A 23,933-nucleotide genomic window follows, 5' to 3' on the forward strand; every position below is an offset into this window, starting at 1 on the left:
AGTAAACTCAGTTCCTTTCTCTTGGAACTGAGTTTTTAATTCCTCTTACCTATAATCTCTTTCATAAAATGTTCTACTTCTTCAGCTGTAGATAGAGACATGATATGACTCAAATGACCTTCCCACTTAGATTTTGAGAGTTGTGAAATCCGGGAACGAGCTTTTAAAATTGAGGAAGCACTCATTGAGAATTCATCGAGCCCGAGAGCTAGAAGTATGGGTATAGCTATGTCATCTTCTGCCATTTGACCACACATGCCTACCCATTTACCTTGCTGATGAGCAGCATCAATTACATTTTTCACTAAGCGTAGAATTGCCGGATGATAAGGTTGGTATAAATAAGAGACTCTTTCGTTCATGCGATCCGCTGCAAGTGTATACTGGATCAAATCATTTGTACCGATAGATAAGAAATCCGCCTCTTTAGCGAAATGATCTGCAATTACAGCCGCTGAAGGCACTTCCACCATCATACCTATTTCTATCGATTCACTTACCGCGATTCCTTTTGAAATAAGCTGTTCTTTTTCTTGAATGAGTATTGCTTTAGCCTTCCTAAACTCGTCAAGAGTGGCAATCATGGGGAACATTATTTTCAAATTACCGTGCACACTTGCCCGCAGAAGTGCTCGGAGTTGTGTTCGGAACATATCTTGCATTTCTAAAGAAAGTCGTATTGCTCGAAGACCTAAATACGGATTCATTTCATCAGGAAGCTTAAAATAGGGAAGTTCTTTATCTCCACCACAATCTAAAGTACGGATGACTGTAGGTCTGTTTTTCATACAATCCAGCACAGATTTATATGCTTCGTATTGCTCTTCTTCACTGGGAAAAGAATCTCGTCCCATGTACAAAAATTCCGTTCGGTATAAACCGATGCCTTCACTACCGTTTTCAATTGCTCCTTTAACATCTTCGGGGGTTCCAATATTGGCAGCGAGCTCTACTCGATGTCCATCCAATGTAACAGTAGGTTTGTTTAAATACTTTGTCATCTCTACTTTATTGGCTTCTAGATCGGCACTTTTAGCTCGATATGCAGAAATAATTTCTTCACTGGGGTTAACATAAACTTTTCCTTCTATTCCATCCACAATAACCACTTGGCCGTTCTCTATAGTCGAAGTTGCTGTGTTCGTTCCAATTACTGCTGGAATTTCAAGGGTGCGAGCAAGTATTGCAGTATGTGAAGTCCGACTGCCTCTATTGGTAACAAAACCTTTAACGAAATCAAGATTTAGTAGTGCTGTTTCAGAAGGAGACAAATCGTTCGCTATAACAATCACTTCTTCAGAAATGAGCGATAGATCAGGAGGTGTTAGACCTACTAGATGAGTTAGTACTCGTTTTGCGACATCGCGAATATCTGCCGTTCTTGCTCTTATGTACTCATTGTCCAAAGCATCGAACATGGCAATGAACCTATTTGTCGTTTCTTGAAGTGCAAATTCTGCATTTAAGCCCCTACCAATTTTTTCTTTAATCGGACCTATGAATTCAGGGTCTTTCAAGACTAAAAGATGCGCAGTAAAAATTGCTGATGTATCTGACCCCAATTTAAGTTGCGTCTGCTTTTTTATTTCTTTCAATTCGTCTTCAGCAGCAAAAATAGCCGATTCGAAACGCTTAATTTCTTTATCCGTATTGGTAACAGCTTTTTTTTCGATAGGTAAAGCAGTGTCTTCTATACGAAGTGCTTTGGCAATAGCAATTCCATTTGATGCTGCTAAGCCCGCAATAGACTTCATCCTGTAGCCAATCCTTCAGTTTTCATTAACGCATCTACAACAGCCATTAAATCTTCTTCGTCAGAACCGTCGGCAATAATTTTGATCGTGCTATCTTTTGAAATGCCTAACGACATAAGACCCATAATCGATTTCATATTTACTTGTCTTTCTTGATATTCAAGCTTTACTTCAGAGGTAAATGGTGTCACTGCTGCTACCAAGGTGGCAGCGGGTCGTGCATGAAGGCCTTCTACACTTGTAATTTTATAACTTCGTTCAATCATCTTATTCTCCTTTCTAGTTTCACTGGAATTATTAAAGGAAATGAAACATAACTCCTTCTTCACCTTACTTAAGATTTTAAACTTACCATAGGGTAATGACTAGTATGACGGTAGTATCATGACAAATTCATTATTTTATATGAACAAATGGTTACTTTATTTAGATATTTCCATGAACATCCGGAATGATCGTTTGAACAAGACGAAACAATCATAACCACCAGTAGAACTGGTGGTTTGCTCTGCGCCTATAAGGCGCTTTTACTGGCCATGTCTGAAAGACATACTGAACGGGTGGACCAGCCAACCGCACTACTTTCCCGTTCAGGCCCCTTAAGGGGCTATTTTTTCTTTATCTCCTCGCCCGTGAATGGGTCGATGAACTCTTTCATTGTCATCTGGTCATGGATGACATCCTCTTGGAGCTGATTCTTTATATACTCCTCGATTACTTTCTTGTTTCGCCCGACCGTGGTGACATAGTATCCTCTGCACCAGAACTGTCGATTCCCATATCTGTACTTCAGATTCGCGTGCCTATCGAAGATCATGAGACTGCTCTTTCCTTTGAGATATCCCATGAAAGATGAGACACTCAGCTTGGGCGGTATACTGACGAGCATGTGGATGTGATCCTTACATGCCTCAGCCTCGATGATTTCTACACCTTTTCGCTCACAGAGTTGACGAAGTATCCTGCCTATATCTGCACGGATCTTTCCATAGATGACCTGCCTCCGGTACTTCGGCGCAAATACGATATGATACTTACAATTCCATTTTGTATGTGCTAGACTTTGGTTATCCATCGATGGTTCCCCTCTCATACTATTTTCGGTTGGCTAGACCTGAAAATATCGTATGATGAGGGGATTTTTTTGTCCATAGCTGAAAGCTCTCAGGAACCCCCTGCATTGCAGGGGGTATTCAGATTACAAATCATAACCACCAGTAGAACTGGTGGTTTGCTCTGCGCCTATAAGGCGCTTTTACTGGCCATGTCTGAAAGACATACTGAACGGGTGGACCAGCCAACCGCACTACTTTCCCGTTCAGGCCCCTTAAGGGGCTATTTTTTCTTTATCTCCTCGCCCGTGAATGGGTCGATGAACTCTTTCATTGTCATCTGGTCATGGATGACATCCTCTTGGAGCTGATTCTTTATATACTCCTCGATTACTTTCTTGTTTCGCCCGACCGTGGTGACATAGTATCCTCTGCACCAGAACTGTCGATTCCCATATCTGTACTTCAGATTCGCGTGCCTATCGAAGATCATGAGACTGCTCTTTCCTTTGAGATATCCCATGAAAGATGAGACACTCAGCTTGGGCGGTATACTGACGAGCATGTGGATGTGATCCTTACATGCCTCAGCCTCGATGATTTCTACACCTTTTCGCTCACAGAGTTGACGAAGTATCCTGCCTATATCTGCACGGATCTTTCCATAGATGACCTGCCTCCGGTACTTCGGCGCAAATACGATATGATACTTACAATTCCATTTTGTATGTGCTAGACTTTGGTTATCCATCGATGGTTCCCCTCTCATACTATTTTCGGTTGGCTAGACCTGAAAATATCGTATGATGAGGGGATTTTTTTGTCCATAGCTGAAAGCTCTCAGGAACCCCCTGCATTGCAGGGGGTATTCAGATTACAACAAAACCTGCCTTTCTCATTGTTTGAGAAAAGCAGGTTTGTTTTAGTTCTCAGCTAGAGCAAGCAGAGCCTCCGTCATGACGGCGACACCTTTCACGCAATCCGATAACTCCGTCCACTCATCTGGTGAATGACTTTTCCCATTGTGACTCGGCACAAATACCATGCCAGACGGAACATACTTCCCCATAATCATGGCATCATGACCGGCACCACTGACAAGCGGCATGGTAGAAAGGCCGCACTTTTCGGCGGCTTCTCGAATCACTTGTTGAACTTGATCTGGCACTAACACAGGAGGAATTTGCACATCTTGTTCCACCACAACTTCTAAACCACGTCGTTCTGCAATTTCATATGCAGCTTGTTGGATCCGAGAAAGTAGCTCCGCACGTGTATCCTCATAAATATCACGCACATCTACCGTTACTTGCGTCTCGCCTGCAATCACGTTCGACCCGTTCGGATGAACATGCAGTTTCCCCACAGTTGCTACAGCTGTTTCGTTGATTTCACGAGGGAACTTTTCAACAGCTAAAATAAGTTCTGCTGCAGCAGGCACCGTATCTTTCCTTGCATCCATGGGTGTGTTACCAGCATGGTCGGTATTGCCTTTGTATGTTGCTGTCAGCCAGGCAGGACCAGCAATTCCTTCAACGACCCCTATATCTGTACCTGTTGCTTCGAGTTTCACGCCCTGCTCGATATGGAGTTCAAGAAAGGCATGGATTTCTTCAGGGTGACGTTTATGCTTTTGTACATCTTCGGCAGTAAAACCACTTTCTTGCATTGCATCGACAAGCGCAACTCCCTCATCATCGGAAAAACGTAGCAAGTCTTGGTACGTCACTTCTCCCATCAACACACGGCTCCCGAAAATTCCGTTACGGAAACGCGCGCCTTCCTCATCCACAAAGACAACGACTTCAATTCCACGCTTCGGCTGAATCCCTCGCTCCTGCATCGCTTTGATTGCAAGCAGACTGCTGATACAACCAAGAGGACCATCAAATGCTCCTCCGTTAGGTACGCTGTCTAAATGCGATCCCGTCATGACAACAGGCAGCGTTGAATCTTGCCCTTTATACAGACCATAAAGATTGCCGATTGCGTCTTCGCGAACTTGCAACTTCAACTCTTGCATCCAGCGTACAAAAACAGCTTTCGCTTGTGTCTCCGTTTCAGTATAGGGAAAACGGTGCATTCCCCCTTCAGGTGTCTTGCCGATTTGCATGAGTTCATTTAATTTGTCAGCGATTTCTTGCGCATCAATCCCAGGGAAAGTCGGCACATCTTGCAAGTTTTGCACTAAACGTTCGTATGTAAACATCATTCTCCTCCTAACGGATACTCAATAACTGCTCCTGGTCCTAATGGTAGTCCTAAGAAGTACCAAATCGCAAAGAATACGATCCACGCAATCCCAAAGACAATCGAGTACGGGAGCATGATGGAAATGAGTGAACCAAGTCCCAAGTTTTTATCATAGCGTTTAGCGAGTGCAAGCAAGATAGCAAAGTAAGCAAACATCGGCGTAATCGGATTTGTGATCGAATCACCAATACGATATGCAAGTTGAGTGAATGCCGGGCTATAGCCGAGTAGCATAAACATCGGGACAAAGACAGGTCCCACAATCGCCCATTTAGCTGAAGCCGATGCAATGAAAAGATTCAAGAAGGCGGAGAACAAGATGAAACCGATCAATAATGGCAACCCCTTAAAGCCAATCCCTTGTAAAAGTTCTGCTCCGTTCACTGCCATAATGATGCCGAGATTACTCCAATTAAAATAAGCAATGAACTGTGCTGCAAAGAACGCGATGATGATATAAAGTCCCATCGAACTCATCGCTTTCCCCATCTCGTTCGCTACATCTTTATCGTTACGTAAAGCTTTTGTAGTGAAACCGTAAGCAAGTGCCGGGAATAGGAAGAGCCCCATAATGACAGGCACTAAAGAACTCATAAACGGAGAAATGACAATGCCTCCGTCTTCTCCACGCAACCAGCCATTTTCCGGAACGATTGTAAGTGCAATTAACGAAAGGAACACAAGTGTTGCAACACCTGCAAGCTTTAGCCCTTTTACTTCAACAGCTTGCAAAGGCTCCATTGAAAGCTTCGGACCTGTGTATTCCGGAAGACGTGGCTCGACGATTTTTTCTGTCACCCAGATCGCGAGTGGCACGATGATGAAACAAGATCCGAGCAAGAAGTAAAAGTTCATTGCCGGATTGACGACAATATCCGGATTCACAATCTCAGCAGCTGATTGTGTAAACCCTGCAAGTAAGGCATCCAACATATTGACAATCAAATTGGCACTGAAACCACCTGCAACCGCTGCATAGGCAGCAGCCATCCCAGCAATCGGGTGACGCCCCACACTCATGAATACTAGTGCTGCAATTGGCGGTAAGACGATAAAACCAGCATCTCCGGCCATGTTAGCAAGTACACCTGCAAATACAATGGCAAACGTAATCATCTTCTTAGGTGCCGCTTGAACGACCTTACGAAGAAGAGCAGAAATTAGACCCACACCTTCGGCAAGTCCGACCCCAATCATGGTTACGAGCACAAGACCCAGTGGTGGGAAACTCGCAAAGTTTGATACCATTTTCGTCATAATCTCTTGAAAGCCGGTTTTCGTTAATAGGCTGATTGCTTTTACTTCCTCGTTTGTTCCTGGGTTTACCACAGACAAGCCGGCCATCGCTGCAAAATGAGAGACTACTAAAATAGCTAAAGCAAATAATATAAACAGGGTGACTGGATCCGGCAGTTTGTTTCCAACCTTTTCAACGATATCTAAAAATCTCGAAAACAATCCGCGCTTCTTCGTAACTTCCATAAGACTCTCCTCCAACTTTTCAGAAAATTAATAGTTTTCATTATAACGCTTTATCCAGATAAAGCTATGTGTGTTTATCCAAAATGAAATTCTATTCATTGTATAAATGAACAACTAAACTTCACTTACTTTGTGTAACTATCTATAGATATTGGAATTTGTCAGTGTATAATGAAAAGTAGTAAAATTCATGGAGGTTAGAAAATGTCTACAACATCCGAACTATTTGCACAAATCGAAGGTTTATATGATGAGATGGTGGCCATACGTCGTCATCTTCATGAAAACCCTGAACTATCTTTTGAAGAAGTAGAGACCCCAAAATTCATTGCAAACTATCTAACTGAACTGGGAGTTGAAGTGGAAACCGGTGTTGGCGGGCGTGGTGTCATTGGAAGAATTTATGGCGGAAAGCCCGGCAAGACTGTAGCACTGCGGGCTGATTTCGATGCGTTAGCTATTCAAGATGAGAAAGATGTTCCTTACCGCTCAAAGGTCGCCGGAAAGATGCATGCTTGTGGACACGACGGGCACACGGCAACTTTATTGGCAGTAGCAAAAGTGTTACAAACAAATCGTGAACTTTTGACAGGAAATGTTGTACTTATTCATCAATTCGCTGAAGAATTGGCACCGGGTGGGGCGAAACCGATGATAGAAGCCGGATGTCTCGACGGGGTTGACGCAGTATTCGGCACGCACCTTTGGTCAATGGTTCCTCACGGTAATATCGGATGGGCTCCTGGTCCGTCTATGGCTGCAGCGGACCGATTTGCAATCAAAATCAATGGACGCGGCGGTCACGGCGCTTCCCCTCACGAAACAATCGATAGTCTCTATTTGGCTACTCAAGTCGTTAGCCAGTTCCAGTCAATCGTTAGTCGCCGCCTCGACCCGTTGCAACCAGCTGTATTGACTGTAGCAACTTTCAATTCTGGGTCCGCATTTAATGTCATTCCAGATAGCGCAGAGATTGGTGGAACAGTTCGCACATTCGATACGGCAGTTCAAGATCAGATCATCGAAGAGATGGACCGTGTGATAAAAGGTGTCTGTGAAGGAAGCGGTGCCACTTATTCATTTGATTTCTTTAAAGGGTATCCAGCTGTTGTAAACCATGAGAAGGAAGCACATCTAGTTGCCAACGCAGCGACTAAGGTTGTCGGAGCAGAGCACGTCGTCCAGATGCAACCTATCATGGGAGGAGAAGATTTCTCTTACTTTTTATTAGAACGTCCAGGCGCATTCTTCTTCACAGGAGCAGGAAACCCTGATGTAGGCGCAACCTACCCACATCACCATCCAAAATTTGACTTTGACGAGCGTGCAATGGTTGACGCTGCAAATCTTCTGATCCAAGTGACGTTTGATTACTTGGAAGGTTAATATCATGAACGAGTCTTTATCAAAGCGCCAACTCGAATCCCTTCTCTATGCTTCGAATGTGATGAACAGTTCACTAGATATCGATACGATTATTGAGTCTCTGTTGCAAGTATGTGTATCGCAAGTGGAAGCGATTGATGGGGGCGTCTTGTTTTTATTTGACGAAGAGCGACAACGGCTGATTGCTAAAAAGACCACCGTTCTAGATAAAACCATCATCGATAAAGTAGCATTAAAACCGGGTGAATCTATGACTGGTCAATGTTTCATTCGGAAAGAAATCGTTCTCTACCAGGGACGTGACTCTGTGACTTCTCTGACCAATACATTGACACCTGAAAATAAAGAGTATCTTCATCTATCCGTGCCGACAATGCCGTACTCCACAATTTGTGCTCCACTACTTGTGAAAGGTCAGTGTTTGGGTGTTATCACATTAGATGCATTTCAACCTGTTGAAATCACGGACGAAGATTTAAAGCTAGTAAAAGCTATTTCGCAACAGGCCGCATTGACTCTTGAGAATGCTCGTCTCTACCAAAAACAAGAGCAAGCTATGAAAGATGTAAAACGCGTAAATCATGCATTACAACGAGCTTCAACTATTCATAGAGAGTTAACAGAGCTCGTGTTGAACGGGAAGTCACTAGAAGAAATCACCTACTATATTGAGGACAAGTTAAGAATCGTATGTGCAGTGGTGAATGAAGAGGGTGAGTATTCTGTTACACCATCCACCCTTGAATTTGAGCCGATTTTAAAAGCATACTCTCAGGATCTATGCCAACAAATTCAAGTGGCGGAAACAAATTACCATCTTGCATCATTTCGTTTAGGTTCGCGACTTGAATCTGTTGGTTGGTTAATTTGTGCAAAAAATGAACCGTTTGATGCAATCGACAGTAACACACTTGAGCACGCGAGTAGTATTCTTGCGATGGAACTGATCAAACGCAGAGCTATAGAAGATGCGCAACTCCAGATGCGTGGGGAATTTGCTGAACAGTTGTTCTCTGGTGTTTTAAAAGAGGATCTACCTTTACTTGCCAAAAGACTCCACCTACCCGTAGAGGGGGAATTTGTTGTTACGATTGCTCGTTTTGATGCGCCAATCGAGAGGGTGATCATGTACCCAAAAGTTATTCAACAGGCAACAAAATACTTACAAGGCTTTACACACTTTACCTCACTGGATAGTAGAGAGTTGAAAGTTCTTATTCATTTAACAAGCGAACAAGATTCTCAGGAGATTCAATTAATTTGGAGCCAGTGGTTACGAGAGCTGAAGACATTGACAAATCGTTCTGTTGTTGTTGGAATTGGAAAAACACATGCTCATCTAAGACGCGCATACTATTCATCACAAGAAGCTTATCAATCGTTAAGGTATCTAGAAAAACGAGACCTCCGAGACACCTCTATCCGTTTCGATGATTTAGGTCTACACAGGTTATTACTACAAGCACCAAAGGCTGAAATTGAAGGCTATATCGAAGAAACATTAGGGCCGCTCATCCGCTATGATCGTGAAAAAAACGGAGAATTAATCGCAACCCTTGGCGTGTATTTCCACTCCAACCAACAAATGAAAGCTACGTCAGAAATACTTCATATACACGCCAACACTTTAATTTATCGGTTGAAGCGGATTGAAGACATTACGGGTCGTTCCCTGACAAAAGTGGAAGATCTATTAGCCCTCCATACAGCTCTTGAATTCTTTCAAGACTCTATAGAGGCACGAATGTAAACTTGATTATATACCAAAAAGCATGCATGCCCTCGGGCACGCATGCTTTTCTTCTTTTTTATACAGAGACACGATTTAGCAGATGGACTATAATCCAGCCCGCCGCAAACATCACTAAACTTAGCATCCATTGCAAGCCGCTTTCCGGTAACCCAGGAAATACCACAGCAAGAGAACCTAAAACCAAACCGATGATCACAGCAAACGTAACTCCCGGTTTATGCGTGAGCAAATAACGAATAATTTTACTACTTACAATAAATCCTACACCCACTCCGGCTCCAATGATGAGAATAAGCGGAATGTTCAACTCGGATAGTGCACGAATTGCAGTCGGATAAACGCCGATTAACAATAAGATGAATGAACCACTGATTCCAGGTAACAACATCGCCATACTCGCTAACCAACCTGAAAAGAACAGCAAGGCCATTGTCGCTGGCGATAAATTTGTGATGATATCTGCTTCAGCCGGGCGAATAAACGCCATACTTGCCACCAAAATTGTTCCAATAACAATGGCAATCCAGTACGAAGACTTGAAGCTTGCTCTAGAATCTAATTCTTTAAATAACATCGGAATTATCCCAATGATTAGTCCTAAAAAGAAAAATTGTGTAGGTGCAAAGTAATTTTCTAACAAAAAGTCAATCACTCGACTTAACGATAAGATGGTGATGACCATACCAAGACCAAGCGGAATCAAGAATAGTGCATGACGCTTCCATTCCTTACTAAAAAATCCGCTAATCGCTGCAATGAGGCGATCATAAATGCCTAAAATAACAGCAATCGTCCCACCACTGACACCCGGAATTAAATCGGCAATCCCCATTGCAAAACCACGTAAAATATTTTTCCATTCCATGAAACGTACCGCTCCTTTTTTACAACTCACATTGTTCTAGTATAGCGGAACTCATCGAACTTGCACAATGCAAAAAGGCAATGCCTTTTGAGACATTGCCTTTTCTAGACTAATTGATAAGTTTGGCATAGACGACTAGTCGTTCCTCGCGCGTCCCCCATTCTCGGTTGTAGGTACCGGAACAAGTAATCAACACGAGTTCAGGTGAAGAGGTATACCCGAACACTTCAGAAACATCTGCTAGGGCAAGGGGTATTGACTCTAGCTTATAAATCTCAAATGTCAGTGTCTCATCTTCCCCTGCGACTTCAATGATGTCACCTGCTTGTACATCTGCAAGATCCCAAAAGATGGCCGGACCTTCTACTCCATCTACGTGACCCGCGATGACAGCACGTCCATTTTGCCCTGGATTATATCCAGGTTCAAACCAGCTCACTTCATTGATTTCATCCGGCACTGCCATTTCACCCTTCTCATTCACACCTAAGTGTTGAACAGGCGCTTCCACTCCAATAGAAGGGATGCGTATAGTTTGTGGCGAGATACCTTTAGATAAAGCAGCATTTATAGGATTTTCAGTAGGTTGCACTGCTGATTTAACAGCTGGTGCCACACGCTCACTTGGAGCTTCTACTTCAAATCCAATAGTCTCTGTTTTCACTGCCACCTCATCTACAGGCGCGCAGCCTGCAAAGAGGAGCAGTGAGAGAAGAAAAACACTAGTTTTGAAAACGACTGCGGAATGCAAATGCTCCACCCACTACTAGCACTAATCCACCAGCAAGTAATAAGTACATCATTGTGTTTTGCTCAGGAGTTCCAAGACCTGTAGCTGGCATTTCTTCAGGAGATCCAGCACCTTGGTAGTCTACTAAAGCAAGTACTTCTAAAGAGTCTGCAGTGTTGATTGCAAACACACTATATACTGTGTTAGCAGCTAATTCAGTTCCTTCTAAAGGAAGAACTTGAGTGCCATCTGGAGTGCGGATTTCAAGATCATACGTACCCGCTTCTAATTCCATGTAATCTGTGATTCCAGGGAAAGTAGCGCCAGCAAATACTGCGTCTCCACCGATTAGACCGACATCAACAGTTGGTGCATCTGGTGATAAGTGTCCTACGCGGATTTTTGTCATACCTTCAGATACTTCCATAGAATCTTCAGCTACAACGAATTCAAGAGATTCAACTAGGTTAGCAGCAGCTACAGTGTAAGCTTTACCAGCTTCAACTGTTAGGTCAGCTTGTAATACTGCGTCACCTTCCATGTATTCACTACCAGCAGCAAATACTTCCACATTGTGTGTCCCAGCAGGTACATCTAAATAGCCAGAGTCTGCTTTGAATGGTACATCTTCAAGTGTCAATTCACCGTTTACATAAACATCAACATTTGGAGCATCTGGGGATGCGTGGACAACTCGTACTTTCGCGCCTTCATGGCTATCAGCGAAAGCAGTTGCTCCTAGTGAAAATACCATGGACAAGACGACTGCAAGTGTTACCAAGATTTTTTTCATCTTCTTCTCTCCTCTGCTTGTTTAATGTTTGTACACCTTTTGTACAACTTAGTTATACCGCATATACAAAGATTGTACAAGTGAAAAGGCTACCAAAATGTCTCCAACAAGTGAAAATAAATATAATCTACTATTTAAATCATAATTACATCATTTTTTCACTATATGTTTGACAATTGCTATACAAAAAAAAGAAAACCTTATACAAGTTGATTTGCATCGTCTTGTATAAGGTCTTCATCAAACGCTTGCTTTACGATTTTGAAAATTAACTGTTGGGTAATAAGCATCTTTGACCAGAAGATTTGGCCCGAGGCAAGAAACCGCTGGACAATGGCAATTCATAGATTGCGCTGTTTGTGTTTCTAACCAAGAATTATAAATTGCAGGTAAGGAGGATTCTAGTAGGTTTCCAACTTTCGCCGCCTCTCCAAAGTCTGTAACCGCTACTTCTCCCGTAAAGATATTGATATTGAGCCGTGATCGTCCATCCGGGTCATTTCGCATGGTGACGTTCGGTTGTTTGCGAAGTTCTTTTAGCAGATCAATATCTTCTTGTACGGAACTGCAAGCATAAAACGGAAGTGTTCCAAACAACATCCAAACAGATGGGTCTCGCACATCAAGTAATCGTGAAATCGCTTGTCGGGTTTCTTCTAATGATAGAACATCCAAGTTGGAAGCAAAACTAACCGGATACATTGGATGAACTTCATGACGGCTACACTTCATTTCTTCTACAACTTGTCGATGAATTTCTTCTATATAAGGAAACGTACGTTTATTCAGCATTGTTTCTGCCGATACAAACACGCCCATTTCGGAAAGTCGACGGCTGTTTTCAATCATTACATCGTACTGTTTACGACGAACAGAAACAGGGGGCGGTGTTGGCATGTTCGCAAATCCACCTTCGATAAAGTCTTCCGGCGTTCCCCAATTGTGAGAGATGTGAAGAACATCTAAGTAGGGGGCAATTGCCTCATAGCGTTCAAACGGCATCGTAAGGTTGGAGTTGATTTGGGTGCGAACGTCTCGTGCTTTGGCATATTTTAAAAGGGGTAGAATCACTTGATCGAGAGACTTCTTCGAGAACAAAGGTTCTCCACCTGTTAAACTGAGTGTTCGCAAGTGAGGAATCTCATCCAACTTAGCGAAGAGTTTATCCATCGCAATCGGATTTGGGTCTTTAAGTTCAAGAATATCTCCTACCGCGCAATGTTCGCAACGCATGTTGCATAAGTAGGTTGTAGTCAGTTCAATACTTGATAGTGTAAGTTTCCCGTGGCGGCTGATATCAAAATAGGCTTCCCAATCGTCTTGAGTGGGTGTTTGATGCGGTGTTGTATGTAAAACCATTAGGTGTACTGCCCTCTCTCTAGTAAATTTCCATGTTCTATTGTACATGCTTTAGGCCAAAGAAAAAAGAGCAGCCTTCGCTACTCTTTACGAACTCATCAACATTCCACCGTTAACATGGATACATTGACCTGTCATATACGCGCCGTCTTCAGAAGCAAATAACACATATGCGCCGACCAAATCACGCGGTTGTCCAGGTCGGCCTAAAGGTGTCCCTACTCCAAACTCCTCCACATGCTCTTTATCAAATGTTGCAGGAATCAGTGGTGTCCAAATCGGCCCAGGAGCTACCATGTTCACCCGTATGCCTTTTGGTGCCACATTTTGAGCCAGGCTACGCGTAAAGCCGACGATTGCCCCTTTTGTTGAAGCATAATCAATCAACTCTTCGTTCCCCATATACGTTGTCACAGATGTTGTGTTTATAATTGAGCTGCCCTGTTTCAAATGAGGGAGTGCGAATTTCGATAGATAAAAAATCGGATAGATATTTGTCTTATACGTAAGATCCCATTGCTCAGCTGTTATATCTTCTAGCGACTTCTGCGGGAATTGTTTTGCCGCATTATTCACAAGAATATCGAGCTGTCCAAACTCATCGACAGCTTTCTGAACGAGCGTCTTACAGAAGTCTTCGCTTGAAACGTCACCTTTCATAAGGAGCGCTTTTCCTCCCCGTTCTTCTACAAGTGCTTTTGTCTCTTCTGCATCTTCATCCTCATCTAAATAATTGATAATAATATGCGCACCCTCTGCCGCGAAAGCTATGGCGACGGCTTTTCCAATCCCACTGTCGCCCCCTGTAATAAGCGCGACTTTGCCTTTGAGTTTTCCAGCCCCGATATAGTCCGTCGGATGGACAGGTGCCGGATCCATTTTTGACTCTACCCCTGGTTGTGTACTTTGCGTCTGAGGTGGTTGACCATCTTGTTGACGTTCATGAATATTCATCGAATTCCTCCTCCATGTTTGCTCTTTTACTTGTTTTCCCTAGCATCGGCATTTAAAACGTTTAATTTTCTAGTAATTGGGCATAAAACAAGTAACGAGAAGGAGGCACCAGAATGTTGACAACTACAGTAAATGATATTCAACTCACTTTCACAGAAAAAGGTTCCGGACCCGCTGTGTTGCTACTTCACGGACTAACAGGAAATCGGCATATGTTTGATGAGGAAGTAAAAGTCTTACAAAAATATGTACGTGTCATCGCACCTGACCTTCGTGGACACGGCGATTCAACACGCCCCGCGACTTATACTCTTGATTCAATGATAGAGGATTGCGTGGCACTGATCGAGGAACTCGGTTTATCTCGCCTCTCTATCATCGGCGTTTCAATGGGCAGTTATATCGCACAAGCTCTTGCTATTCGATTAGGTGAAAGAGTAGAGAAACTTGTATTGGTTGCAACAAAATCTTCTGGAAAAACCTCTTCCATGCAAGCTCTATTTGAGTCTCACAGTGAGGAACTTGAGGGGTTAACCCACAACGCGAAAATCTTAAAAGCGTCCAAATACATGTACCATGATTTGCAGGCTGTTGGACAATGGAGCAAAGAAGCAGCGAAAAAGTCAGATTCCATGACAGCTGACCAGATTCAAGCTGCAAACGATGCACTTCTTGGATTTGATTTCAAAGATGAACTACAGAGAATTTCAGCAAAAACTCTCGTCATCAGTGGGGACCATGACCAATTAAATCCGGCAGAAGAAGGACGAGAGACCGCTCGACTCATCCCACATGCAACGTTTGCCGAATTCAATGAGTCTGGACATGCACCAAATGTCGAGCAGCGGCTCTTGTATTTGGACTTTATTCTCGAGTTTTTAGAAATCGAGCGTAGACAAACTCCTTAATCAAAAAGCACCTTCTTTAGATTCATACCTAAAGAAAGTGCTTTTTTTACTACTCCAAATGCGCTGCGTATTTTTCAAATTGCTCTTTCGTTGAAATATCTCGAGCAAAAAATGGAATTCTGATTTTCCTCTGCTTCGGAAAGCGCTTGTCAATCGTCGCTAGATATGGTGCTTCTGCTTCTTTACGCTCAATCATAAACGCACCCTCCACTTCATCAGGTAACACTTTATTTACAATCAATGTGCGAACATGGATGCCATAATTGTGAAGAAGATCGACGGCTTTCTGAGTCTCTAAAATGGGCAATCGCTCAGGATTCAAAACAAAGATGTATCCTGTCATCGTCTCATCTAATAAAATCTCCCGTACCGCTTTAAATCGACGTTGCCGTTCTCGCAACACATCATAAATCGGGTCTTCTCTCGGTTTTCCGTCATTTAAAAGTTGTGCATAATTCTCATTCGTCTTTTCGCGCTTCTGCAACAACCCTTCAATCCATACACCCATCAGCTCCGGTAACGTCAGCAAGCGGATCGTATGACCTGTCGGAGCCGTATCAAAGACAATCTTGTCATAGGTCGCGCGCTCATCCAACACAATCGATACAATCTTATCGAACAGCGCGGCTTCATCTGCTCCTGGAGAAGCTTTAGCTGTATCAAGCTGTCTGTATACTTCTTGCATCATGGTCGGATTGACAGTTCCTTTTACATTCACCTTCACTTGGTCAATATATTTCGTCGTTTCGGTCTCTGGGTCAATTTCTAGCGCAAACAAGTTCGGCGCGACCTCTTTCCCTTCCCCGCCGATCTGGGTGTCAAAGATATCTCCTACATTGTGCGCGGGGTCTGTAGAGACAAGTAACGTTTTCAACCCATCAGCTGCAAACTTCCATGCAATCGCAGCCGCTGATGTCGACTTTCCAACCCCGCCTTTTCCTCCTACAAATACAATCTGCTGTGTCGTCATGGTGTATCCCCCTAGCAACAACGGAATCCCGTCATTGGTGATTTATCCATCCCCATCCGGAGATGCCAGTCATGAAATTGTTCCATCATATATGGATATAATTCCAATGTGTAGTAGTAGGCCGGATTTGGAATTCCCAGCATCTCGGAGTACAACATGAATAAAAACATATCGTCTTGGTCTCTGAGTTCCCGTGCGATTTCAGATCGGTGTGGCATCGATAAGACCTCTTCATAAAATGCCACCAATGCCTTCATCTTCTCAAAGAGTGACATGTCTCTTCCTCCTTCATAGAAAAGAGCCGCCTTGCAGCGGCCCTAGTTTTACTCGTCGAAATTGTAATTCGGATCGATTCCTTTACGGAGAGCAGATGCAGCTGTCAACAAGATCCACAGTGTGAATCCGAAAATGATAGCTCCGAATACGAACAATAGGGTATTCGGGTTACTTCCCCACATCGCCCATTGGAAGAAGACTTGTTGCGCCATCGCATACATCGTCATGAAAATCAGGAAGATCATCGGGATGAGTGCAACCCAATAGTTTCTGCCTAACCACTTCAACCAAATTGTTAGAAGCAATAGTGAAATTCCTGCTAACAATTGATTCGACGTTCCGAATAACGGCCATAGCAAGTAACCACCCGAACCAAATCCGTTTGGTCCTTCTGGAATCAATACAAGTGCTGCTGAAGACGCTACTGCAATCGTCGTCGCTACATGTGTTTTTGTTAAGACTGGAAGATTGTACTCTTGTCCAAGCTCCGCAATGATATAGCGCATAAGACGTACAGAAGTATCGAGCGTTGTAGCTGCGAAACTAATAACAATGATGGACACAATGGTCGTCGCAATGTTTGCTGGAATGAAAAGACCTTCTGCGAGTTGGGCAGCCCCTTGTACGAAGTTTCCTAATCCACCACCACTTGCAGCGGCAAAGCTTGAATAACTCTCGCGGAACGCATCTGCAGTCGGGAAGAATGTAATGACGGCAATGATGGATACAAGTGCTAGCACACCTTCTCCAACCGCTCCGGCATACCCTACAAAGCGCGCATCTGTCTCTTTATAAAGTTGCTTAGACGATGTCCCGGAAGAAACCAGTCCGTGGAATCCAGAAATCGCTCCACATGCGATTGTGATGAAGAGTAATGGCAACCAAGAAACATCGTTTGTTTCATTCGTCATTGGTGCTGTAATCTGCGGGTTTGAGAATAACAACCCTGCATAAAGAATAAACAAACCTACTACTAATTGATGTGAGTTAATAAAGTCACGTGGTTGTAAAAGCTTCCACACCGGCAATGTAGATGCGATATAGACATAGACCATCAAGAATAGAATCCAGATGAAGAATGCCGTCGAGACCGCCCCTAAGCCAAATAATCCAGCCCCTTCAGCGCCTCCCATGTATCGAACAAGGTCAATTTGCATCCATTCTACGCTACTTGCAGCGACAGCTGTCGCATACATGATAACCAAAGCAATAAGACTTGGTACCAACATCTTCCCCTGTTTCTTATACACCGAATACCCGATCCAAATCGCGAGCGGAATTTGAATCATGACTGGTAAGACAGCCGCTGGGAATGAAATAAAGAGATTTGCGATTACCCAAGCAAACACTGCGTTTACCATTAATACTAAAATTAAAATAATGAATAAGAACAAAATCTTTCCGCGCTGGCCAATTAGACGGTGAGCAAGTGTACCGACAGATTGTCCTTTATTTCGAACGGACAATACAAGTGTTCCGAAATCATGGAACCCTGCTGCAAAAACTGTACCTAAAACAACCCATAAGAAGGCTGGTAGCCATCCCCAGTAAACAGCAATTGCAGGACCTAAGATTGGTGCAGCTCCTGCTACAGATGTAAAGTGATGACCCCATAGAACCCATTTGTTTGTCGGCACGAAGTCTACCCCATCTTCAAAACGATGAGCAGGTGTCACGTAATTCGGGTCAAGCTTGAAGATTTTCTCTGCTAGAAACTTAGAATAAAACCGGTAACCTAAAATAAAAACAAATAACCCTATCGAGGCAAGTGCAATCGCATTCATTTCCAAATCCCCTCCCATTTTCCAGTAGTGATTACTACCTCATCATAATATAAGGCAATAATTATTTCAATATTAGAAATACACTAATTATTAAGGGGTATTTGGAACTTCTTTTACTTAACGTAAGAAAAAAGGCCTGTCGCATTTTGCGAGAGGCCTTAGTAGTATCAAAATACAGAGAGGTCCCATTGTTCTGAGAGCTTTTTTAACAATTGGATTCCCTTCACGCTATTCCCTCTAGAATCAAGTGGTGGAGATAAAATGCCAATCCCCATCCGGTCACTGACAACAGCTAAAATACTTCCGGAAACACCACTTTTTGCAGGAAATCCAACTTTGATGGTGAAGCGTGAAGACGCATCATACATTCCACTAAGCAGCATGTAGGCATTTGCTGTTTTCACATTGGCATCTTGCAAAATTCGTTCGTTTGAAAAAGGATCAATTCCTTTATTGGCAAGAAGCGCACCCATTCGGGCAATGTCTTCGACAGTTACAGCGATGGAACACATTTGGAAGTATAAGTCGAGCGAGTCTTCTGTATCATGGATAGATCCCGATGCCTGCAAGAAGTAAGCAATCGCTTTATTCCGAAGGGCTGTGGACTTTTCAGAGTCAAAGACTTCGACATCGACGTAGATGCCATCATCTCCTGTAAGTGTCCGAGTGAACTCCAGCATATTTTGCAAAGCTTCCGGACCTTCTTTTTCTGCAATCATCGAACTGAGCACGATGGCACCAGAATTAATCATCGGATTGTGCACGTTCCCCTCTGATGTACTTTGAATCCCCATGATGGTGTTGAAGGGGTCACCTGTCGGATCTAGAGTGATTCGTTCAAAGACGGCTTCCTCTCCGTAATTTTCTAAGGCATATAAGAAAATCACGACTTTTGAAATACTCTGCATCGTAAATTTGAAGTCGATGTCTCCACTCGAAATGGAACGTCCTTGTGTGTCCATAATGCTGACGGCAAAGATATCAGGATTTACGCGTTCGAGGGCAGGTATATAAGAAGCAACCTTTCCATTGTTTTCACAGTTTCTCTCACAGTCAATGAAGAGTTCTTCTAGTTGTTTTTCATATTCTTTGAGTGTCATCGAGTCTCCTCTTTTCCTTTAAGATTCTGGTTTTAGTTTACCAGGTATCCAAGGGGGACAAAACAAGTTTTTATATGCATACAAAATAGTTCTTGCACTCTTGTTTGAAAGAGGTATAATAATCTTTGTCAGTAAAAAATAGATCCTGTAGCTCAGCCGGGAGAGCGCCACCTTGACAGGGTGGAGGTCGCTGGTTCGAACCCAGTCGGGATCATTGGGTGCCAAACCCTTGTAAACACCGTCGGAACGCGGTTTTTACACGATAGGACTCTATTAGACCGTATGTCTAGGAGTCCTATTTTTTATGGTCGTGTTCCCAAAATGTTCCCAAAATACGAAAAAGCTATTTCTTATACTAAAAAGCCATTCAAAACTTCCTTAGTAAACTTAATTCCTGCTACAGTAAGAAAATAATTTTCTTGCTCGGCAATTAAAATACCACTCCTACTAAAATCATCGATAATCTCTTCCATAGCATTTAGCAAATCAGGATTTGTACCATCATAGTACCAAGAGACAATTTTAACAACAGATTCTTTATTAACAACTTTAAATGTATGTAGATAAGTTATTAATAGCATTTCAATTGCTTGTTCGTTTTTCATAATCATTCCCCTTTCATTTCGTAGAATATAATTTGTCAGTCGTTCTCCTCTTGATCCAATGTTCTTTTTAAGAAAACAAAAAAACCCACGGATCAATTGGATTTTTACACACCGGTAGCGTGTTCCAATTCACCCGTAGGCTAATAGTTGTTTCGCCCGCCTGACCCGAAGGTCGGCAAAAAAAGAAGTTCTTGGATATAAGGTTAACATAATATTTTGTGAAATTGTCAGGGAGATATTACATATTTTTAGTTAAAGATAAGCAAATTTATACTAGACACTATTTTATGAGTTTAATTTTTTAACCTACTAATTTTTATGAAGTCTAATAAATTATGAGAGCTCTATGATCTGGTCCTATTTATTGGTGTTTATTAGTGGTTATAACTCACATCAATTTTGGTCGACCCAATTACAGGATTTTGGAAAACGCTCATGTTATTTTAGTCGACTTTTGGACAAGACTTAAACTATTGCTGTTATTGTATATATACAGGTTTATATAAAACCAGTGTTTTCAGGGGAAATATAACCGGTAAAATTTGCCCGATATTCTGTAAAAACGACCACAAAAACAGCTGATTTTAAGTTGCAAAAAAACAGCTCGAAAAAGCACTTTTTACAAATTTAGAAAACCCCCATTAGTCGGCATTTTCGGACCTCTTAAACCCTTGGTACTAGAACATTTATACCCTCCGTATGTTTACCCCATTTTTTATTGGTTCCAGTGAGGGTATTTTCATTACTTTTCAGCATCAAATTCCATCTTAAATAAACAAAAAAAGCCCCTATTCCAGAACAGGAATAAAGGCATCAAATTTATACTTTTTCGATTACAATTTTCTTCTTACCTGACTTGAGTGCAGATGCAACTTGAAATTCAATATTGGTGTGATCACCGTAAGCACCAACTTGCTTCCCTTCCACAATGACTCGGAATATACTCTCGTTTTTGTTAGGAGTAGGTTTTGGTTTTACTGCAATCGCATCACGGTCTAGTTCTTTCCATGTGGCAGCTCCGATTATCCCATCGACAACTAAACCGCTATCTTTTTGAAATTTTTTCACTGCATTTTCAGTTAAAGAACCAAAGTGACCATCAATTGTAAGGGCAAACCCTCTCTTATTAAGTCGTGATTGAGCATATTGGACACTTGAACCGCTGCTACCTAAACGTAATACCTGATGTCCGTCTGGAAGTGGGGTTTGGACTGTAGTGGCACTTGAAACGTTTGGCATATTGAAATAGGTCAATGCCGTGTTTGCTACAATTTCAACTAATGTTTTTATCACTGCCGGATTCAATAGATAATTCTCCAAATCACTTCGTGTTGTAAAAAAGAAGTTCTCGAGCAAGATAGCAGGCATCTTTGTATTTTTGAGCATATAAAAAGCATGCCAACCTGAAGGGCCCGATGGATAAGTTCCACCTTGCCAGACAGGAAGTCCATGCTTTTTCAATAGTGAAGCATATAAAAGGGCTGCACGTTTTCCATTCGAGCTGTTATGCCAATAGAAAGCCGCTGCACCTGTTGCGGTTCGTGTCGATGCGGCATTGCTGTGAATATCTATGACGAGATCAGCGTTATGGTCATTTGCAAACTTTGTTCGTTGGGCAAGAGTCATCTTCTTCTTGCTTTCTTGCGGGAAGAGAACCTTTAGTTTTGAAAGTTTTCGAAGCAATCCAACAACACTTTCTGCAATTGCGTAATTGCTATCAAATTCTTCAAATACGCCATCTTTCTCTAAATCTGTGCGGACCCCTTTAGCTCCCATCTCTTCCCATGTATCATGATCATGACCAGCAAATATGACAACTGTCGGCATATTATTTACCTCCCGGTTTTACATAATGTTGCGCTCGGATACTATCGCTAAAGCCTTTAGTTGTGGGGTCGGGAATCATGATGATAATATTGATGATTGTAAGAAATACCAGATACGGGTTACTGAAGAAAGCAACCACTAAGGTCCATAAAAATAGCCACGATGTGACGTCTTCAAAGTTCACACCTAGATAAGCTAGTACTGGCACCAGAATGGCACCAAAAAAACGAATCCAGAACATAGCGTTGTCTCGAGTAAAACGAATTGACCAATTAATTCCCAAAAAGTGTTTCATATTGTTTTCCTCCTCATTTTACGATCATATTTAAAATCCACATGGCAATTGGCAATACTACTGAAATTACAACTCCAAAACCCCATTTGACGGATGTTTCAAAACGATTAACTTGACCCTCTAAACTTTCCACACGCTGACTTGCTGACTTAGCAATGTCGTCTGTAGAGTCGACTTGTTTCTTGAGAGACGCCACATCATTCTTCAGCTCCAGCGCACTATCAATTTTCCCCTCCACACGAGCAAAGTTGACGTTAAGTGCATGGACACTCTCTGTCATTTTTTCAAGCAGCTTCTCTTCCCTTGATGTCTCTGTGGTATTCGTCATCCAATCCCTCCCTTGTGCATAATAAAAAGAGCACCCGGATGGATGCCCTTAGTTCTTTATCAAAATTTAAATTCTCCTACTACCTTCATTTTTCCTTCTAATAAAAATTCCATATGTCCAAGTCTAAAAATTTCACCTGACCAATAGCGCATTGCCTTCTCCCTTATGTCTTTTAGTGGCAAAGTATCATTTCCTGTCTCTATCCAATGAGCATCACCCGCAAATATCTTTCCTGTGACAGCGACTTTAAATACTGATGTAACTTTCTTTGATTCATCCTTTTCAGTAGTATTTAGCAACAGGTCTGTCCAATACTTTAAATTCTCCCTATCCGACAACCAAATAGATTGAAACCTCGATGGCAATTCAGGGTCCACAGAAATTCTAGTTTCCTCAAAAATCTGCTCTTTGGTAAATCGCCAATATGACTCTGCAGCCTTTCTCGGGTTACTTATGCTTGTTCTACCGATTTCCCATGATTGTCTCATCGGATTAAACAGGTTCGAAGTTTGAACAGTTTCTCCTAAAGATAACGCTTCGTAATGTAAAGAGTTATATCTACATATGTGATAGAAGGTATGGTCCTCCACAAAAGTTAATTGAGTGGAGCCCATGATTAATTCTCCTCAAACAATGAAGTATCGTCCAAGATACTCTGAATGTTGGCGCCAAAATCAGCCTTATAAAGAAGTTGATTCATACTTTCTGTATAGTCTTCATTTGAGATGATTTCGTGCTTTAACAGAACATCCACCAGTGCCCTCATTTGAAGTTTTAATATCTCATTCTCATTCAATAATATGTGTATCAAGGCTTCTGGGTTAATTTCATTTTTCTCTTTATCCACAATTATTCCCCCTTTCATTGCCAATTCGACAAGTATAAAGGGAATTCCTTTTAATCTTTTTTAAGTTCATAAAATTAAAATTCTATTCTAAGGATGTCATGAAAAATGTCACTTACATTTTTTTCGTCTTTACAAAAACTCTCGGCAACATAGCATAATTTTCGGCATAGATCCTCAACATTTATTCTAATAATATAATTCGGAGTGTCTTTTTCAGCTTCGCCTGCCCATGACATTCCATAACTTGTGATTTTGTCGTTGAGGACAAACTGAACTTTTTGATTAGGCGATAAGTTCAAATGTTTTCTTATAGAAGATTCTAAATCTAAAGATCCCTCGTGCAATACCAAATTACGCAGCGCATAAACAAGGTACCCATCTAATGCATAATTAATATGTTCATTGTTAGCACCACTGGGAACTTCATATGGATAAATGTACTCGTTATACCAGCGTCGATATCTTGCACCGACAAGAAGTTTTGGGTATGCGACTTTTCCGCATATATCGGGAATAGTTAAAGCCAATGTCAATGCGGAGAGTAATTTATCTTCTTCCAAGTTTTCTCGAATTTCTTGTATTAAAGTATGCATCGTTTTCACTTTTCAGCAA

At 42.2% G+C, this 23,933-nt stretch carries 25 protein-coding genes and 1 tRNA gene; 4 read left to right on the plus strand and 22 right to left on the minus strand.

Features of this window, described 5'->3' with window-relative positions:
• Positions 1-35: 35 nt before the first annotated feature.
• The 6 genes from ptsP to ACF3OH_RS11765 all read right to left on the minus strand — a co-directional run bounded on the left by ptsP (position 36) and on the right by ACF3OH_RS11765 (position 6,541).
• Positions 36-1,754, minus strand: coding sequence for a phosphoenolpyruvate--protein phosphotransferase (gene ptsP, locus ACF3OH_RS11740; RefSeq protein ID WP_392454779.1), 1,719 nt, complete (start codon positions 1,752-1,754; stop codon positions 36-38).
• Positions 1,751-2,020 carry an HPr family phosphocarrier protein gene (locus ACF3OH_RS11745; protein WP_204589512.1) on the minus strand — a complete coding sequence of 90 codons (270 nt, stop codon included), beginning with the start codon at positions 2,018-2,020 and terminating at the stop codon, positions 1,751-1,753. The genes ptsP and ACF3OH_RS11745 overlap by 4 nt, the downstream gene beginning before the upstream one ends.
• Before the next feature lie 341 nt (positions 2,021-2,361).
• On the minus strand, positions 2,362-2,829 hold the full coding sequence (gene tnpA, locus ACF3OH_RS11750; protein WP_378142905.1) for an IS200/IS605 family transposase: 468 nt from the start codon (positions 2,827-2,829) through the stop codon (positions 2,362-2,364).
• Between the two features lie 260 nt (positions 2,830-3,089).
• Complete coding sequence (gene tnpA, locus ACF3OH_RS11755; protein ID WP_378142905.1) at positions 3,090-3,557, minus strand: IS200/IS605 family transposase; 468 nt, start codon at positions 3,555-3,557, stop codon at positions 3,090-3,092.
• Positions 3,558-3,728: 171 nt separating this feature from the next.
• Positions 3,729-5,015: a Zn-dependent hydrolase gene (locus ACF3OH_RS11760; RefSeq protein WP_392454780.1), complete on the minus strand. Its 1,287-nt coding sequence runs from the start codon at positions 5,013-5,015 to the stop codon at positions 3,729-3,731.
• Positions 5,015-6,541, minus strand: a complete 1,527-nt coding sequence (locus tag ACF3OH_RS11765) for an AbgT family transporter (RefSeq protein WP_392454781.1) — start codon at positions 6,539-6,541, stop codon at positions 5,015-5,017. The genes ACF3OH_RS11760 and ACF3OH_RS11765 overlap by 1 nt, the downstream gene beginning before the upstream one ends.
• Positions 6,542-6,745: 204 nt before the next feature.
• On the opposite strand from ACF3OH_RS11765, the gene ACF3OH_RS11770 reads away from it, so the two are divergent.
• Complete coding sequence (locus ACF3OH_RS11770; protein ID WP_392454782.1) at positions 6,746-7,927, plus strand: M20 family metallopeptidase; 1,182 nt, start codon at positions 6,746-6,748, stop codon at positions 7,925-7,927.
• 4 nt (positions 7,928-7,931) lie between these two features.
• Positions 7,932-9,677, plus strand: a complete 1,746-nt coding sequence (locus ACF3OH_RS11775) for a helix-turn-helix domain-containing protein (RefSeq protein ID WP_392454783.1) — start codon at positions 7,932-7,934, stop codon at positions 9,675-9,677.
• 58 nt (positions 9,678-9,735) lie between these two features.
• On the opposite strand, the gene ACF3OH_RS11780 is transcribed toward ACF3OH_RS11775, so the two are convergent.
• The 5 genes from ACF3OH_RS11780 to ACF3OH_RS11800 form a co-directional block, all read right to left on the minus strand.
• Positions 9,736-10,545: a DUF368 domain-containing protein gene (locus ACF3OH_RS11780; protein WP_392454784.1), complete on the minus strand. Its 810-nt coding sequence runs from the start codon at positions 10,543-10,545 to the stop codon at positions 9,736-9,738.
• A 109-nt stretch (positions 10,546-10,654) separates the two neighbouring features.
• Complete coding sequence (locus ACF3OH_RS11785) at positions 10,655-11,209, minus strand: class F sortase (RefSeq protein ID WP_392454785.1); 555 nt, start codon at positions 11,207-11,209, stop codon at positions 10,655-10,657.
• A 58-nt stretch (positions 11,210-11,267) separates the two neighbouring features.
• Positions 11,268-12,068, minus strand: a complete 801-nt coding sequence (locus ACF3OH_RS11790) for a DUF4397 domain-containing protein (protein WP_392454786.1) — start codon at positions 12,066-12,068, stop codon at positions 11,268-11,270.
• A 240-nt stretch (positions 12,069-12,308) separates the two neighbouring features.
• Positions 12,309-13,427, minus strand: coding sequence for a radical SAM/CxCxxxxC motif protein YfkAB (yfkAB, locus tag ACF3OH_RS11795; RefSeq protein WP_392454787.1), 1,119 nt, complete (start codon positions 13,425-13,427; stop codon positions 12,309-12,311).
• 87 nt (positions 13,428-13,514) lie between these two features.
• Positions 13,515-14,381, minus strand: a complete 867-nt coding sequence (locus ACF3OH_RS11800; RefSeq protein ID WP_392454788.1) for an SDR family oxidoreductase — start codon at positions 14,379-14,381, stop codon at positions 13,515-13,517.
• Between the two features lie 113 nt (positions 14,382-14,494).
• On the opposite strand from ACF3OH_RS11800, the gene ACF3OH_RS11805 reads away from it, so the two are divergent.
• Positions 14,495-15,289, plus strand: a complete 795-nt coding sequence (locus ACF3OH_RS11805; protein WP_204589502.1) for an alpha/beta fold hydrolase — start codon at positions 14,495-14,497, stop codon at positions 15,287-15,289.
• Between the two features lie 49 nt (positions 15,290-15,338).
• Here the strand turns inward: ACF3OH_RS11805 and ACF3OH_RS11810 are convergent, their stop codons facing one another.
• From ACF3OH_RS11810 to glsA, 4 genes are all read right to left on the minus strand, one after another.
• A complete protein-coding gene (locus ACF3OH_RS11810; RefSeq protein ID WP_392454789.1) occupies positions 15,339-16,259 on the minus strand; it encodes an ArsA family ATPase in 921 nt (306 codons plus the stop codon).
• Between the two features lie 11 nt (positions 16,260-16,270).
• A complete protein-coding gene (locus ACF3OH_RS11815; RefSeq protein ID WP_392454790.1) occupies positions 16,271-16,534 on the minus strand; it encodes a cory-CC-star protein in 264 nt (87 codons plus the stop codon).
• 48 nt (positions 16,535-16,582) lie between these two features.
• A complete protein-coding gene (locus ACF3OH_RS11820) occupies positions 16,583-18,319 on the minus strand; it encodes a carbon starvation protein A (protein ID WP_392454791.1) in 1,737 nt (578 codons plus the stop codon).
• Positions 18,320-18,486: 167 nt separating this feature from the next.
• Positions 18,487-19,419, minus strand: a complete 933-nt coding sequence (gene glsA / locus ACF3OH_RS11825) for a glutaminase A (protein WP_392454792.1) — start codon at positions 19,417-19,419, stop codon at positions 18,487-18,489.
• Positions 19,420-19,560: 141 nt separating this feature from the next.
• Between glsA and ACF3OH_RS11830 the strand changes: the two genes are divergently transcribed.
• A tRNA-Val gene (locus ACF3OH_RS11830) sits at positions 19,561-19,633 on the plus strand.
• A 136-nt stretch (positions 19,634-19,769) separates the two neighbouring features.
• Here the strand turns inward: ACF3OH_RS11830 and ACF3OH_RS11835 are convergent.
• The 7 genes from ACF3OH_RS11835 to ACF3OH_RS11865 all read right to left on the minus strand — a co-directional run bounded on the left by ACF3OH_RS11835 (position 19,770) and on the right by ACF3OH_RS11865 (position 23,923).
• Positions 19,770-20,024, minus strand: a complete 255-nt coding sequence (locus tag ACF3OH_RS11835; RefSeq protein ID WP_392454793.1) for a hypothetical protein — start codon at positions 20,022-20,024, stop codon at positions 19,770-19,772.
• Positions 20,025-20,843: 819 nt separating this feature from the next.
• Positions 20,844-21,851, minus strand: a complete 1,008-nt coding sequence (locus tag ACF3OH_RS11840) for an N-acetylmuramoyl-L-alanine amidase (RefSeq protein ID WP_392454794.1) — start codon at positions 21,849-21,851, stop codon at positions 20,844-20,846.
• A 1-nt stretch (position 21,852) separates the two neighbouring features.
• A complete protein-coding gene (locus tag ACF3OH_RS11845) occupies positions 21,853-22,146 on the minus strand; it encodes a phage holin (protein WP_392454795.1) in 294 nt (97 codons plus the stop codon).
• Positions 22,147-22,159: 13 nt separating this feature from the next.
• Positions 22,160-22,474 (minus strand): hypothetical protein, encoded by a 315-nt coding sequence (locus ACF3OH_RS11850; protein WP_392454796.1) that lies wholly within the window; start codon positions 22,472-22,474, stop codon positions 22,160-22,162.
• Positions 22,475-22,533: 59 nt separating this feature from the next.
• Positions 22,534-23,088, minus strand: coding sequence for a DUF2441 domain-containing protein (locus ACF3OH_RS11855; protein ID WP_392454797.1), 555 nt, complete (start codon positions 23,086-23,088; stop codon positions 22,534-22,536).
• A gap of 2 nt (positions 23,089-23,090) precedes the next feature.
• Positions 23,091-23,321, minus strand: coding sequence for a hypothetical protein (locus ACF3OH_RS11860; protein ID WP_392454798.1), 231 nt, complete (start codon positions 23,319-23,321; stop codon positions 23,091-23,093).
• Positions 23,322-23,395: 74 nt separating this feature from the next.
• Positions 23,396-23,923 carry a hypothetical protein gene (locus ACF3OH_RS11865; protein ID WP_392454799.1) on the minus strand — a complete coding sequence of 176 codons (528 nt, stop codon included), beginning with the start codon at positions 23,921-23,923 and terminating at the stop codon, positions 23,396-23,398.
• Between the last annotated feature and the right edge of the window lie 10 nt (positions 23,924-23,933).

This window comes from Chryseomicrobium aureum, from assembly GCF_043182735.1.
GTDB classification, from domain to species: Bacteria; Bacillota; Bacilli; order Bacillales_A; family Planococcaceae; genus Chryseomicrobium; species Chryseomicrobium aureum.

Coding starts and splice junctions, on each gene's coding strand:
- ACF3OH_RS11855 (WP_392454797.1), bottom strand. CDS start 23,088: ATGGGCTCCACTCAATTAACTTTTGTGGAGGACCATACCTTCTATCAC.
- ACF3OH_RS11775 (WP_392454783.1), top strand. CDS start 7,932: ATGAACGAGTCTTTATCAAAGCGCCAACTCGAATCCCTTCTCTATGCT.
- ACF3OH_RS11790 (WP_392454786.1), bottom strand. CDS start 12,068: ATGAAAAAAATCTTGGTAACACTTGCAGTCGTCTTGTCCATGGTATTT.
- ACF3OH_RS11820 (WP_392454791.1), bottom strand. CDS start 18,319: ATGAATGCGATTGCACTTGCCTCGATAGGGTTATTTGTTTTTATTTTA.
- ACF3OH_RS11805 (WP_204589502.1), top strand. CDS start 14,495: ATGTTGACAACTACAGTAAATGATATTCAACTCACTTTCACAGAAAAA.
- ACF3OH_RS11745 (WP_204589512.1), bottom strand. CDS start 2,020: ATGATTGAACGAAGTTATAAAATTACAAGTGTAGAAGGCCTTCATGCA.
- ACF3OH_RS11845 (WP_392454795.1), bottom strand. CDS start 22,146: ATGAAACACTTTTTGGGAATTAATTGGTCAATTCGTTTTACTCGAGAC.
- ACF3OH_RS11810 (WP_392454789.1), bottom strand. CDS start 16,259: ATGACGACACAGCAGATTGTATTTGTAGGAGGAAAAGGCGGGGTTGGA.
- ACF3OH_RS11800 (WP_392454788.1), bottom strand. CDS start 14,381: ATGAATATTCATGAACGTCAACAAGATGGTCAACCACCTCAGACGCAA.
- ptsP (WP_392454779.1), bottom strand. CDS start 1,754: ATGAAGTCTATTGCGGGCTTAGCAGCATCAAATGGAATTGCTATTGCC.
- glsA (WP_392454792.1), bottom strand. CDS start 19,419: ATGACACTCAAAGAATATGAAAAACAACTAGAAGAACTCTTCATTGAC.
- ACF3OH_RS11850 (WP_392454796.1), bottom strand. CDS start 22,474: ATGACGAATACCACAGAGACATCAAGGGAAGAGAAGCTGCTTGAAAAA.
- ACF3OH_RS11770 (WP_392454782.1), top strand. CDS start 6,746: ATGTCTACAACATCCGAACTATTTGCACAAATCGAAGGTTTATATGAT.
- ACF3OH_RS11760 (WP_392454780.1), bottom strand. CDS start 5,015: ATGTTTACATACGAACGTTTAGTGCAAAACTTGCAAGATGTGCCGACT.
- ACF3OH_RS11780 (WP_392454784.1), bottom strand. CDS start 10,545: ATGGAATGGAAAAATATTTTACGTGGTTTTGCAATGGGGATTGCCGAT.
- ACF3OH_RS11835 (WP_392454793.1), bottom strand. CDS start 20,024: ATGAAAAACGAACAAGCAATTGAAATGCTATTAATAACTTATCTACAT.
- ACF3OH_RS11840 (WP_392454794.1), bottom strand. CDS start 21,851: ATGCCGACAGTTGTCATATTTGCTGGTCATGATCATGATACATGGGAA.
- ACF3OH_RS11765 (WP_392454781.1), bottom strand. CDS start 6,541: ATGGAAGTTACGAAGAAGCGCGGATTGTTTTCGAGATTTTTAGATATC.
- tnpA (WP_378142905.1), bottom strand. CDS start 2,829: ATGGATAACCAAAGTCTAGCACATACAAAATGGAATTGTAAGTATCAT.
- tnpA (WP_378142905.1), bottom strand. CDS start 3,557: ATGGATAACCAAAGTCTAGCACATACAAAATGGAATTGTAAGTATCAT.
- yfkAB (WP_392454787.1), bottom strand. CDS start 13,427: ATGGTTTTACATACAACACCGCATCAAACACCCACTCAAGACGATTGG.
- ACF3OH_RS11815 (WP_392454790.1), bottom strand. CDS start 16,534: ATGTCACTCTTTGAGAAGATGAAGGCATTGGTGGCATTTTATGAAGAG.